The sequence below is a fragment of the Paraburkholderia sp. BGA-UO-ETr-F21 genome (genome assembly GCF_059567925.1).
The window spans coordinates 1217580-1231293 of the sequence record NZ_JCAQOY010000040.1 but is presented as its reverse complement, the minus strand read 5'-3'; the positions used below and the strand labels follow the sequence as shown (position 1 = coordinate 1231293).

The 13714-nt window shown below is 64.7% G+C and carries 10 protein-coding genes; 6 read left to right on the top strand and 4 right to left on the bottom strand.

Going from position 1 to position 13714, the window contains the following annotated elements:
• Positions 1-69: 69 nt before the first annotated feature.
• From AC57B1_RS37930 to AC57B1_RS37920, 3 genes are all read right to left on the bottom strand, one after another.
• Complete coding sequence (locus AC57B1_RS37930) at positions 70-1362, bottom strand: cell division protein ZipA C-terminal FtsZ-binding domain-containing protein (RefSeq protein WP_408353983.1); 1293 nt, start codon at positions 1360-1362, stop codon at positions 70-72.
• Between the two features lie 139 nt (positions 1363-1501).
• Complete coding sequence (gene smc / locus AC57B1_RS37925) at positions 1502-5020, bottom strand: chromosome segregation protein SMC (protein WP_091800370.1); 3519 nt, start codon at positions 5018-5020, stop codon at positions 1502-1504.
• 158 nt (positions 5021-5178) lie between these two features.
• On the bottom strand, positions 5179-6174 hold the full coding sequence (locus tag AC57B1_RS37920; RefSeq protein ID WP_496420221.1) for a DMT family transporter: 996 nt from the start codon (positions 6172-6174) through the stop codon (positions 5179-5181).
• Between the two features lie 459 nt (positions 6175-6633).
• Between AC57B1_RS37920 and dapC the strand changes: the two genes are divergently transcribed.
• The 6 genes from dapC (at position 6634) to cls (ending at position 12958) form a co-directional block, all read left to right on the top strand.
• Complete coding sequence (gene dapC / locus AC57B1_RS37915; RefSeq protein ID WP_408302787.1) at positions 6634-7851, top strand: succinyldiaminopimelate transaminase; 1218 nt, start codon at positions 6634-6636, stop codon at positions 7849-7851.
• Between the two features lie 71 nt (positions 7852-7922).
• A complete protein-coding gene (gene dapD, locus AC57B1_RS37910) occupies positions 7923-8750 on the top strand; it encodes a 2,3,4,5-tetrahydropyridine-2,6-dicarboxylate N-succinyltransferase (protein WP_027213332.1) in 828 nt (275 codons plus the stop codon).
• Positions 8750-9115 (top strand): ArsC family reductase, encoded by a 366-nt coding sequence (locus tag AC57B1_RS37905; protein ID WP_408353988.1) that lies wholly within the window; start codon positions 8750-8752, stop codon positions 9113-9115. Before dapD ends, AC57B1_RS37905 begins: the two co-directional genes overlap by 1 nt.
• Before the next feature lie 204 nt (positions 9116-9319).
• Positions 9320-10459 carry a succinyl-diaminopimelate desuccinylase gene (dapE, locus tag AC57B1_RS37900; RefSeq protein ID WP_408353990.1) on the top strand — a complete coding sequence of 380 codons (1140 nt, stop codon included), beginning with the start codon at positions 9320-9322 and terminating at the stop codon, positions 10457-10459.
• 16 nt (positions 10460-10475) lie between these two features.
• On the top strand, positions 10476-11360 hold the full coding sequence (gene prmB, locus AC57B1_RS37895) for a 50S ribosomal protein L3 N(5)-glutamine methyltransferase (protein ID WP_408185692.1): 885 nt from the start codon (positions 10476-10478) through the stop codon (positions 11358-11360).
• Between the two features lie 146 nt (positions 11361-11506).
• Entirely contained in the window at positions 11507-12958 is a 1452-nt protein-coding gene (cls, locus tag AC57B1_RS37890; RefSeq protein ID WP_408353992.1) for a cardiolipin synthase, read from the top strand.
• Positions 12959-13192: 234 nt separating this feature from the next.
• Here the strand turns inward: cls and AC57B1_RS37885 are convergent, their stop codons facing one another.
• Positions 13193-13672, bottom strand: a complete 480-nt coding sequence (locus tag AC57B1_RS37885) for a glutathione peroxidase (RefSeq protein WP_091793311.1) — start codon at positions 13670-13672, stop codon at positions 13193-13195.
• Positions 13673-13714: the final 42 nt, after the last annotated feature.

Genomic DNA, 13714 nt, shown 5'->3' with positions numbered 1-13714 from the left:
ACCGCCGCCTGAAACGACAACGGCCGCACATCGTGCGGCCGCTGCGGACACCGGTAAAAACGTGAAAGATTACTGGCTGAACAAGCGCCGCGTGGCCGGCGAACCCGCGGGAATCCCCGCCTGTTCGAGCTTCGCATAGAGCGTCATCAACTGCTTTTCGATCGCGAGCAATGCGGTCTCCGGCAACGGACGGCGGCCGTCGTCGACCACTCGCCCGCCAATACGCTCAGCCAACGATTTTGCGTAGTCGCACATCAGGCGGAACGGCAGGATGTCTTCGTCGGCCACCGGCACGTCGAGCACCAGCGTGATCATCTGGCCGCCCTTGTAGGTGAGGTCGTCGCGCAGGAAGTTGGTGTCGCCGAATTGCAGCATGAACACCGGGCTTTGCCGCGCGTCGAGCTTGACGAAACGCGTACCGTCGCGCGACAGCAGCAGCCCGTCTTGCGACGCGATCGCCTGCACGTAGTTGGCGGACCAGGGCGCGCCGTCGGAGAGCACGTTGATCGACAATTGCGCGTCGCACTGCGCGGCGAAACCGTCGAGTTCGCGCGCCATCGCCACCGTTTCGAGCATGTCGGGAAATTCCGGCGACGCATCCAGCGCGTCGGCAAATTGCTGCACGCCGGTGACGAACTCAGAGAACTCCAGTTCGTTGAGGGCGCCGCTGCGATTGGCCAACTGCGCGGCCGCGCGCAACTCTTCGTAGCGCGCGCCGTTTTGCAGCAGTTCCCACGCGCCGCCTTCGAGCTTGCCCTCGATATGTACCGGCTTGCTGCCCGCGCGGCGCAGACGTTGCGCAAGCGGGATCACCTTGTCGCCAGCGACCGGGCCATTCAAACGAATCGGCACGATACAGTCGATGCGGCGATCGACGATAGCCGGCGGCGCGGACGAAATCGTCGTGGCGGCTGGCAGAATCGGCTCGGCCGGTTCGTCGGTCTGGTGAGCGGCTTGCGCGGACCTGCCGGCCTCTGCGTGCTCGCCGCCTTCGGCTTCAGCCACGCCCTCGGCTTCCGGGTAGCCGTTCGGCGTGGTCGTCTCGGCCTGAATATCGGCCGGCGTATCGAGTGGCGCAGCCGCTGTAGCGGGGCCGCCGAAAGTCGGCTCGACGCGCGCCGCCGCGGTTTCTCCTGCCGCCTCGGTGCCCACCACCGGCTCGCGGCGCGTGGTCGGCCGGGCCGGCTCGATGAACGGGCTCTGTTCCTCCTGATCGTCCCGCGCGAAGTTCTCGGCGGTGTCGGCCGGCATTGGCCGCGGCATCTTGCGGCGCACCTTCGCGCCCTGCCATGCGTTGTACACGACCACGCCCCCGACCACCACGGCACCCGCGCCGATCAAACCGAGTGTCAACTCGTCCATGCATGCTCCATCAGCAATTCTTTTATCTGCGCGGCTTCTACGCCCGGCTCACGTGTCGCGCGGCCAACGGCCGCTGCGCTGAACGCGGACACCCGCGAATGTCGACTCAAAAGCAATTCAAGCGCAAATCAAGCGCAACTCAAACGATATTCTGGGCGAAACCCGCAGCCGTTTCCATGTCGACGGCAACGATCCGCGACACGCCCTGCTCCTGCATGGTCACGCCGATCAACTGCTGTGCCATTTCCATCGCGATCTTGTTGTGCGAGATGAAAAGGAACTGGGTTTTGTCCGACATTGCACGCACGAGGTTCGCGAAACGTTCCGTATTGGCGTCGTCGAGCGGCGCGTCCACTTCGTCGAGCAGACAGAACGGCGCGGGATTCAGCTGGAACATCGCGAACACGAGTGCCGTGGCGGTCAGCGCTTTTTCACCGCCCGACAGCAGGTGAATCGTCGAATTCTTCTTGCCCGGCGGCTGCGCCATGACCTGCACGCCGGCGTCGAGAATCTCGTCGCCGGTCATGATCAACCTCGCCTGGCCGCCGCCGAACAGACGCGGGAACAGTTCGCCGAAATGCTGGTTCACCTGATCGAAGGTGCCTTGCAACAGCGTGCGCGTTTCCGCGTCGATTTTGCGGATCGCGTCTTCGAGCGTTTCGATCGCGCTGTTCAGGTCGGCCGATTGCGAGTCGAGGAACGACTTGCGCTCGGTCGCCGCCTTCAGTTCGTCGAGCGCGGCCATGTTGACCGGACCGAGCGCGGTGATCGCGTTGTTGATGCGCGTGACTTCGCCCTGCAGATACGACGGCTTCATGTCCGGCGTGAGCTTGGCCTGCAATTGCGCCTCGTCGACACCAGCCGCGGCCAGTTGCTCGATGAACTGCTCGCCGTTCAGGCGCGCCGCCTGTTCCTTCAACTGCAATTCGTTGATCCGGTCGCGCAAAGGCTGCAGCGCGCGCTCGGCCGTGAGACGCGTTTCGTCGGCGGCACGCAGCTTGGCGGTGAGATCGTCGAGTTCGAGGCGCGCGGCGTGCAGCGCTTCTTCCTTGACCGCGCGAATGTCGAGCGCGTCCTGCAAGCCGGTGTGCGCGGTCTGCTCGTTGATCGTTTCCAGCTCGGCGCGCGCGTCTTCCAGCGACGCCGCGACACGCTCGCTCTGCTCGTGCGCGACCTGAATACTGCGCTTCAATTCGTCGATGCGGTTCGCCATGTTGCGCGCGGCAAAGCGCGCGTCGGTGGCGGCGCGGTCGAGATCGCGGGCCTGAGCGCGCGCGGCGGTGAGTTGTTCGTCGAGCGCCTCGAACGCCAGCTGATGATCTTCGAAACGCGCCTGCAATTCGGCCAGCTCACCATCGTGACGCTCGAAGTTCGCTTCCGACTCCGCACGCATGGCGCGCTGCTCTTCGATCTGCGCGGTGATCTCTTCGAGTTCCTCGCGAATCTGCGTGCTGCGCTGCGTGTAACGCTCGTGCGCCTGGGTGAGCTTGAGCACGTCCATCTGCAAGGCGTGCACGCGCTGCGTGGCGCGCTCCGCCTGCTGACGCACGTCGGTCAAGGCCTGGGCGGCTTGCGTGTGCGCGGCTTCGGCGCGAATCGCAGCGGCCTTCGCCTCGTCGGCGAGCAAGGCTTGTGCGCGAACCTGGCGCGCCAGATTTTCGATTTCCTGCTGACGGGCCAGCATGCCGGCCTGTTCGGAGTCGGCGGCATACAGTTGCACGCCCACGCGCGTCACCACATGGCCCGCCTTGACGACAAACGAGCCGCCTTCCGGCAACTGCGAGCGCATGGCGAGCGCCTGCTGCAGATCGTCGGCGACGAACGCGAGACCGAGCCAGTCGTTGAGCACCGCGCGGATGCCCGCGTCGTCGATCCGCACCAGCGACAGCAGCGGGCGCAGCGCGGGCGGCGTGACGGACGGCTGCCCGGCCACGGGCGGCGCGTAGAAGGCGAGCTTGGCGGGCGGCGCGTCAGTGGCGAATGCCTTGACCCAGTCGAGGTTCGACACTTCCAGCGCGGCGAGCCGCTCGCGCAGCACGGCCTCGAGCGCGGCTTCCCAACCAGCTTCGACATGCAGCTTTTTCCACAGACGCGGCAAGCCGCCCAGTTCATGCTTTTCGAGCCACGGCTGGATCTTGCCTTCGGTCTGGACGTTTTCCTGCAACTGCTTGAGCGCGGCGAGGCGCGCGTCGAGCTGATGAATCTGCGCGCTTTCCGCCTGCACGCGCTCCTGCGCGGCGCGGCGTTCGCCGTCCAGACGCGGCAGCGTTTCCTGCGCGTCGGCAAGACGCGTTTGCGCGTCGTGCAGGATTTCTTCGTGCTCGGCAAGCTGCATGCGCAAGTCTTCGAGCTGCGCTTCGTCGGGAGCGTCGAGACCGCCTGCTTCCGACTTCAAACGCTCGTGACGCGCCTGCAATTGCTGCAATTGCTGATCGGCATTGCGCTGATGCGCGGCTTCGAGCTTGAGCGCCTGTTCGGTTTGCGCGATCCCGCCGCGCTCGGCGTTCAACTCCGTTTGCGCATCGCGCCAGCGCGCTTCGAGCGCGGGCATCGCGTCGTGCTTGGCGGCGGCTTCGTCTTCGGCCAGCGCGGCTTTTTCTTCGGCAACGGCCAGTTGTTCTTCGGCGTCCGCGAGATCGTCTTGCGCCTTTTGCGCCTGCGACTGCCACTGCTCTCGCTGCGCATTCAGCGCGGCGATCTGCGCCTGCACGCGATTGCGCGATTCGACGATGAACTTGATCTCGGCTTCGAGCCGGCTGACTTCGGAATTCGCCTCGTAGAGCGCGCCTTGCGCGCCCTGCATCGCGTCGCTCGCGGAGTAATGCGCGACGCGCAGCGTTTCGAGTTGCGCTTCGACTTCGCGCAGCTTCGCGGTGTGCGCTTCGAGATCGATCTGGGCCTGTTCGATCGCACGCTGCTGGCGTTCCTGCTCGCTGCCGGCTTCGTTCTTGCGCAACAGCCACAAGAGCCGTTGCTTCTCTTCGCCGTCGGTCTGCAATTCCTTGTAGCGCGTGGCGACCACCGCCTGCGCTTCCAGCTTCTCGAGGTTCGCCCCCAGTTCGCGGACGATGTCCTCGACCCGCGTCAGATTCTCGCGCGTGTCGTGCAACCGGTTCTCGGTTTCGCGGCGGCGTTCCTTGTACTTCGACACACCTGCGGCTTCTTCGAGGAACACGCGCAACTCTTCCGGCTTCGCCTCGATCAGGCGCGCGATCATGCCCTGCCCGATGATCGCGTAGGCGCGCGGCCCGAGACCGGTGCCGAGGAAGATGTCCTGAATGTCCCGGCGACGCGCCGGCAGGTTGTTGATGTAGTAGCTCGAGGTGCCGTCGCGCGTGAGCACGCGCTTGACGGCGATTTCGGCATACTGCCCCCACTGGCCGGCGGCACGTCCGTCGGCATTGTCGAACACGAGTTCGACGCTGGCGCGGCTACCCGGCTTGCGCGCGGTCGAGCCATTGAAGATCACGTCCTGCATCGATTCGCCGCGCAACTCGGAGGCGCGCGATTCGCCGAGCACCCAGCGCACGGCGTCGATGATATTGGACTTGCCGCACCCGTTCGGTCCGACCACGCCGACTAGCTGGCCCGGAACCTGGAAATGCGTGGGATCGACGAATGACTTGAAGCCAGCGAGTTTGATCGAGGTCAGACGCACGGCGATTTCGCTGTTTGAAAAGGGAAAAAATGGGTGGCTCGTGAAGGCCGCGCCAGCCGTTCGCGGAAAGAGCGACACGGCCCGCGAAACCCAACGAACCCTCGGGACACGGGTGCCGGCTTCATGCGTTCAGACATGTGCCGGCTAATGAGGGGCAATCATACCATCGCGCGTGGAGGGTTCTTGCCGTCCTTGCGCTCGCCGAGGTCTGCATTGCGTTCATTCACGAGGCTTTCTTCCTGAATGGCCGGATCGGGCGGCATGGCCTTGGTCCGATGCACCCAACTGGACAGCGCCGAGGCCAGCACGATGCACACGCCGCCGGCCCATTCGCGCGGACCGGGCGTCTCGCCGGCGAACAGCCACGCCGACAACGCCGTGACTACGATCTCGAACAGCATGATGATCGAAGCCCGGTTGGCCGGCACGCGCGCAAGCCCGTACTGCACCAGCATATTGTTCGACGCGAGCAGAAAACCGAGGCCGAGCACCAGCAAGGCGGCCGTGCCGAGATGCGCGCCAGTGGGCGGCGCGGGCATCGCCTCGAATACCGAAGCACAGGCGCTGAAAATCGCCGCGCCGCCGAAGATCGTCGCGGTGCGCATTTCCGGCTTCATATCAGGCAACACGCGGCTCGTCTTGAGAATCAGCACGTTGCTCATGGCAAAGCCCATGCCGCCCGCGAGGCCCGCCCATTCGGCGAGATTGCCCGGCACGGGAATGCCCAGTTGCGGCGACCACAACATGGTCATCGCGCCGGCTAGCGACAGCGCGGCCAGCCCTGCCCCCGACCACGTGAGCCGCTCATGCAGGATGAAGTGCGCGAAGAGCGCGGTCCACGCCGGGGTGAGATAGAACAGCAGCAGCACACGCATCACCTCGCCATGAATCGAGCCCCACACGAAGCCGAGGTTGGTGATGCCCGCGGCCAGCGCGAGAGCGGGCAGCAGCCAGTGCCAGCGCACAGTCTTGAGCGCGCGATACCGCACCAGCAGCACGAACAGGCAGCCGGCGCCGCTCGTCAGCGCGCTGGCTGCCGTGCCGGTCACGCCGAGCGCATTCAGCATGCGCAATGGATACCAGATCATGCCCCACACCGACGCGCCCAGCATGATCGCGAGCGTGGGCCAACCGTTGCGAAGCCAGTTGGTCATGGTGCGGAACTCCTTGCGGAGGCGTTCGGGGTGTGTCTGTCGCGGACCGCGGCGCTCCTGCGCCTGTTGTGTCCGGATGTCTCCGGGGCTGCTGTGTACATTGCTGCTCCTGCTTCTTGCTTGCGCGAACCGTCGGCGGTTCGCGTCGTTCCCGCTGCAGCGCATTGCCTGCGCCGCCTGGCGGGTTGCGCCGGTGCTTGCTGGCGCGGGGTCCCTAATCTGCTTGCCCGTTCAACTGGCCGGGCCGGGCCTGGCGTGGCGCGGCGCCGCCGGCTCAGGCCCGCCCGCGAAACCCTGCGCCACGGTAGGCCCGCCACGCCAGGCTCACCACGCTATAATCATCCGCTCGCCGCTGCTGCCATCTTTCGAGCGTGTTTTTGCGCTTTACCGCCGCCAGCGCGTGCGCCGCTTCTTTCTGCATCCGTCAGCGCCCATCTTCGATCAGGCTCGATCCGCCCAGTGAACCCGCTACTCGACTCCCTTCAGCCCTACCCGTTCGAAAAGCTGCGCGCGCTTTTCGCGGACGTCACGCCGAACGCCGGCCTCGCGCATATCAGCTTCGGCATCGGCGAGCCGAAACACCCCACGCCGGCGCTGATCCGCGACGCCGTGGTGGCCTCGCTCGGCGGCTTGTCCGCGTATCCGGCCACGATCGGAACGCCTGCCCTGCGCGAGTCGATCGCGAAGTGGGTTACGCAGCGCTACAACCTGCCGCCGGTCGATCCGGCCACCCAGGTGCTGCCGGTATCGGGGTCGCGCGAGGCGTTGTTCGCCCTCGCCCAAACCGTGCTCGACCCGAAAAAGAATGCTGACGGCGAGCCTGCGATCGTACTCTGTCCGAACCCGTTCTACCAAATCTACGAAGGCGCGGCGATTCTGGGCGGCGCGCAGCCGTACTTCGTCAATAGCGACCCGGCGCGCAACTTTGCCTGCGACTATTCGGCGGTGCCGGCCGATATCTGGGCGCGCACGCAGCTGCTTTACGTCTGCTCGCCCGGCAATCCGACCGGCGCGGTGCTCACGCTCGACGACTGGCGCGAGCTGTTCGCGCTGTCGGACCGCTACGGTTTCGTGATCGCCTCGGACGAGTGCTACTCCGAAATCTATTTCGACGAAGCCAGCCCGCCGCTCGGCGGTCTGGAAGCGGCCCACAAGCTCGGCCGCGGGTTCGAGCGGCTCATCATGCTGTCGAGCCTGTCCAAGCGTTCGAACGTGCCGGGCATGCGCTCGGGATTCGTCGCGGGCGACGCGGCGATTCTCAAGAGCTTCCTGCTATACCGGACATACCACGGCGCGGCCTTGTCGACCGTGTTCCAGAATGCCAGCATCGCGGCCTGGAATGACGAAGCGCACGTGCGCGAGAACCGCGCGAAGTATGTGCAGAAGTTTTCCACGGTCACGCCAATGCTCGCCGAGGTGCTCGACGTGCGCCTGCCGGATGCCGCGTTCTACCTGTGGGCGGACGTCTCGCGCACCGGTCTCACGGACACCGAGTTCGCCCAGCGCCTCTACGCCGACTATAATGTGACGGTTCTGCCGGGCTCGTTCCTCGCGCGCACTGCGCATGGTGTGAACCCCGGCCGCAATTTCGTGCGCATGGCGCTCGTCGCCGACGTCGACGAATGCACGCAAGGCGCGCAGCGGATCGTCGACTTTTGCCGTGCGCTGGCGGGTTGAGTCTTCACTGATTGCAACCCTCGCGCACCGCACCCCTTCTTCAGACTTCAACTCTTCGATAAAGCACGCATATGTCGCAACAACTTCAGCAGATCATTGACACCGCCTGGGAAAACCGCGCCGAACTGTCGCCGAAGGCCGCTCCGGCCGACGTGCGCGAAGCCGTCGCCCACGCCATCGAGCAACTGGACAAGGGCGCACTGCGCGTCGCCGAGAAGAAAGACGGCGACTGGGTCGTCAATCAATGGCTGAAGAAAGCCGTGCTGCTGTCGTTCCGCCTGGAAGACAACGCGCCGATGCCGGCCGGCGGTTACTCGCAGTTCTACGACAAGGTGCCGTCCAAGTTCGCCAATTACACCGCTGAAGACTTCGCCGCCGGCGGCTTTCGCGTGGTGCCGCCCGCCATTGCGCGCCGCGGCTCGTTCATCGCGAAGAACGTCGTGCTGATGCCGTCGTACACCAACATCGGCGCGTACGTGGACGAAGGCACGATGGTCGACACGTGGGCCACCGTCGGTTCGTGCGCGCAGATCGGCAAGAACGTTCACCTGTCGGGTGGCGTGGGCATCGGCGGCGTGCTGGAGCCGCTGCAGGCGAACCCGGTCATCATTGAAGACAACTGTTTCATCGGCGCGCGTTCGGAAGTGGTGGAAGGCGTGATCGTCGAAGAGAATTCGGTGATCTCGATGGGTGTGTACCTCGGCCAGAGCACCAAAATTTACGACCGCGAAACCGGCGAAGTCACATACGGCCGCATTCCGGCGGGTTCGGTGGTGGTGGCGGGCAACCTGCCGTCGAAAGACGGTTCGCACAGCCTCTACTGCGCCGTGATCGTGAAGAAGGTCGACGCCAAGACGCGTGCGAAGGTCGGCCTGAACGAGCTGCTGCGAGGCGACTGATGGCGCGCGGCACCAAAACCGTCGTCTACGGCATCCCGAACTGCGACACCGTGAAGAAAGCCCGCGTGTGGCTGGAAGAGCACGGCGTCGAGTTCGAGTTCCACGACTTCAAGAAGCATGGCGTGACCGAACCGCTCGTGCAGGACTGGTTGAAAGACGTGAAGCTCGACGCGTTGCTGAACCGTCGCGGCACCACGTGGCGCGCCCTGTCCGACGACATGAAGGCGGCCGCGGACACGCAATCGGGCGCGATCGCGTTGATGATCCACAAGCCGTCGGTGATCAAGCGGCCGGTGCTGGTGGTCAACGGGCGCGTGAAGTCGCTCGGCTTTGCCGCGGAAGAGTACGAAGCGCTGTTTGCGTAAAAGCAGCATTGTTCGTCGGATCCGGCGCGCGGAGTTGAGCGCCGCCGAATTTGCCAGTCGTCTGGCGCGAGTCCATGCGCCGGCGCCGTGAACGCAAAACGAAGTAAAACGCGGCCCTGGCCGCGTGGCTCAAAAGCTGTTGCCGGCTGCGGTGCTCACCGCCAGCCGGCATTTTTTCATTTTAAAGTGGCTTGTATCGAATCCATGTCCGGCACCCTCGCCCTTACCGAACAACTGATCGCGCGCGCGTCCGTCACGCCCGACGACCAGCATTGCCAGCGCCTCCTGATCGAACGCCTGGCCGCGCTCGGCTTCGAGCACGAGACGATCGAATCGAACGGCGTGACCAACCTGTGGGCCGTCAAACGCGGCGTCGACGGCACTGCGGGCAAACTGCTCGCGTTCGCCGGCCATACCGACGTGGTGCCGACAGGCCCGCTCGAACAGTGGCACTCGGCGCCGTTCGAGCCGACCCAGCGTGACGGCAAGCTGTACGGCCGCGGCGCGGCGGACATGAAAGCGTCGATCGCGGGCTTCGTGGTGGCGAGCGAGGAGTTCGTCGCCGCGCACCCGGCGCACCGCGGCTCGATCGCTTTCCTGATCACGAGCGACGAAGAAGGCCCCGCCACCGACGGCACCATCAAGGTCGTCGAGGCGCTGCAGGCGCGCGGCGAACGCATGGACTACTGCATCGTCGGCGAACCCACTTCGAGCGCGCAGCTCGGCGATATGGTGAAAAACGGCCGGCGCGGTTCGATGTCCGGCAAGCTGATCGTCAAGGGCGTGCAAGGCCATATCGCCTATCCGCATCTGGCGAAAAATCCGGTGCATCTGCTTGCGCCCGCGCTCGCCGAACTGGTGGCGGAGCGCTGGGACGACGGCAACGAATATTTCCCGCCCACCACGTGGCAAGTGTCGAACATTCACAGCGGCACCGGCGCGACCAACGTGATCGCCGGCCACGCGGACGTGATGTTCAACTTCCGTTTTTCGACGGCGAGCACGGTGGAAGGTTTGCAGGCGCGCGTGCATGCGATCCTCGACAAACACGAGCTCGATTACGATCTGCAATGGACCGTGAGCGGGCTGCCGTTCCTCACGCCGCGCGGCGAACTGTCGAACGCGCTTGCCAAGGCGATCAAGGACGAAACCGGCGTGACCACCGAACTGTCGACGACCGGAGGCACCTCGGACGGCCGCTTCATCGCGCGCATCTGCCCGCAGGTGATCGAATTCGGCCCGCTGAACGCCAGCATCCACAAGATCGACGAACATATCGAAGTCGCACACATCGAGCCGCTGAAAAACGTGTACCGCCGCGTGCTCGAACAACTGATTGCGTGACCCAAGGACTATTGCGATGACGCTCCCGTTTTCCACCGTTCGCGACCTGCTGCGTTTCGCGGTTTCGCGCTTCAACCAGGCCGATCTGTCGTTCGGCCACGGTTCGGCCAATGCTTACGACGAAGCCGCCTATCTGATCCTGCACACGCTGCATCTGCCGCTCGATCTGCTGGAGCCGTTTCTCGACGCGCGTTTGAGCGCCGCTGAAATCGACGCCGTGCTGAACGTGATCGAGCGCCGCGCCACCGAGCGCGTGCCGGCCGCCTACATCACGCAGGAAGCGTGGATGCACGGCTTCCGCTTCTATGTGGACGAACGCGTGATCGTGCCGCGCTCGTTCATCGGCGAACTGCTGCAGGACGGTTTGCAGCCCTACGTGGAAGATCCCGAACAGGTCAGCGCCGTGCTGGAGTTGTGCACCGGCTCCGGCTGCCTCGCGATTCTCGCGGCCCATGCGTTCCCGAACGCGGATATCGACGCGGTGGATCTGTCCGCGCCCGCGCTGGAAGTCGCCACGCGCAACGTCACGGACTACAAGCTCGACGACCGCATCGCCCTGTTCGAAGGCGACCTGTATGCCCCGCTCGCCGAGCGCCGCTACGACGTGATCATCACCAACCCGCCGTACGTGAACGCGGCGTCCATGCAGGAACTGCCTGCCGAGTACAAGCACGAGCCGGATATGGCGCTGGCGGGTGGCGCCGATGGCATGGACATCGTGCGCCGGATCATCGCCGAAGCGCGCAACTGGCTGACCGATGAAGGCGTACTGGTGGTGGAAATCGGCAATGAGCGCGCGCACGTGGAAGCGGCGTTCGGCGGCCTCGATCTGGTCTGGCTGTCGACCAGCGCCGGCGACGACAACGTGTTCCTGATTCAGGCGGCTGATTTGCCGGTCTAAAGTTTTGCTGCGCTCGCGCAGCAAAACCACCCGCCTCGAGCCGCACGCGCCCCGAATGCACGCGCGTTCGGTAAGATGGGCGAGCTCAGCTACCCGGCGCTCATCGAGCCAGCCAGGACAGCCCCTCGCCAACCCTTCGTCCACCTATGCAATTCGACCTGCTTCACATCGGCACGCTGGTCGGCCTCTGCCATATTCTCGGCGTGGTCGCGGCGTGCCATGCGATTCTGAACACCCGCACATCGCAAGGCGCGATTGCGTGGGCCGTGTCGCTGGTCGCAATGCCCTATCTGACGCTGATCCCGTATCTGTTCCTCGGCCGCAGCAAGTTTGCCGGCTATGCGGACGCGCGCCGCGTCGAAAACGAACTGCTGCGCACACGCGCGCATCCGCCGGAATGGGACACGCGCGCTTCGTCGGCGAACCTGCCCACGCTGGAGCTGGGCGGCAGGCTCGTGCATTCGCTCACGCGCCTGGGCGGCATGCCGTTTCTGCCCGGCAACACGGTGCGCACGCTGGTCAACGGCGCGGCGACTTTCGAGGCCATCTTCGAAGCGATCGAGAACGCGCGCCGTTACGTGATCGTGCAGTTCTTCATCGTGCGCGACGACGCGCTCGGCGAGATGCTCAAAGATGCACTGATTGCGAAAGCAAAACAGGGCGTGCGCGTCTACTTCCTGTACGACAGCATCGGCAGCTTCGATCTGCCTCACCGCTATGTGGCGGCGCTACGCGCGGGCGGCGTGGAGACGCATCCGTTCGCCACCCATCGCCGTTTCGTCAACCGTCTGCAGGTGAACTTCCGCAATCACCGCAAGATCGTTTCGGTGGACGGCGAACGCGCGTTTGTCGGCGGACACAACGTGGGCGTGGAATATCTCGGCGGCAAGCCACCACTTTCGCCATGGCGCGATACGCATATCGAAGTGCGCGGCCCCGCGGTCGCCAGCATTCAGTTCGTCTTCACCGAAGACTGGCACTGGGCCACGCAGCAGTTGCCCGAATTCGACATGCCGCCCGCTCCGGCCATCCAGCCTGATGGCGGCCAGGGCATGCACTGCCTCGTCGTGCCGAGCGGCCCGGCGGACAAGCAGGAGACCTGCTCGCTCTTTTTCGTCGAAGCGATCAATGCGGCGCGCGAGCGGATCTGGATCACCTCGCCCTACCTGATTCCCGATGAAGCGGTCTTCTCGGCATTACGGCTCGCGGCGCTGCGCGGCGTAGACGTGCGCATTCTGATTCCGAGCCGGCGCGATCACCTCGTCGTGTTCGCGGCCTCGAAGCTGTATGCGTATGACTCGCTGCGCGCGGGCATCCGGATCTTCCGCTACCAGCCGGGCTTCCTGCATCAGAAGGTCGTGCTGATCGACAGCGTGGCCGCGGCAGTCGGCAGCGCAAACCTCGACAACCGCTCGTTCCGCCTGAACTTCGAGATCATGGTGCTGACCGTGGATCGCGGCTTTGCCGAAGAGGTCGAAACGATGCTGCTGGCCGACTTCGCCGAATCGCGCGAAATCGACCGTAACGAATACCGGCAGGCAAGCGCCTTGAAGCGCGTGCTCATGCACGTAGCGCGGCTCTTTTCGCCAATCCTTTGAGGCCGCGTGGCTGCAAACAGCGCTGATTCGCCGCAACGGCGTGAATCTGAAGTCGGCGCCCGCGCCCAGCCGGCCGGCCGGCTGCCGATTCTAAGCAGTCCAGCAAGGCAGCCGCGCTAAGGACTAACGCCCAAGACTAACCCAAGGCCGTAAGGGCGCTTGCGCTGCAGCCGCGTCGCACCAGTACCGGCCTTTAGCGACGACGCGAGTCCAACTCTTGTTTCCCACCGCGTCTCACAGCAGCTTTTCGATATCCTCGGTAATCGCCTCGGGCTTTGTCAGCGGCGCGTAACGCTTCACCACGTTGCCGTCACGGTCGATCAGGAATTTGGTGAAATTCCACTTGATGGCCTCCAGACCGAGCACGCCCGGCGCTTCACCGGTCAGGTAGCGGAACAGCGGATGCGCGTTCGCACCGTTCACGTCGACCTTGTCGAACATCGGGAAAGTCACGCCGTAATTCTTTTCGCAGAAGCTGCCGATCTGCGCGGCGTCGCCCGGCTCCTGCTTGCCGAACTGGTTGCAGGGAAAACCGAGTACCGTGAGCCCGCGCGCCGCGTAGGTGTCGTACAGCTTTTGCAAGCCGGCGTACTGCGGCGTGAACCCGCATTCGCTCGCCGTATTGACGATCAGCAAAACCTTGCCATCATACTGCCCAAGGCTCACTTCCTCGCCACCCAGCGTGCGCGCCGAAAACGAATAAATCGATGCCATGTGCTCCCCCCGTAAAAGCCGTCAGTCTATGCCAAAAGCTTC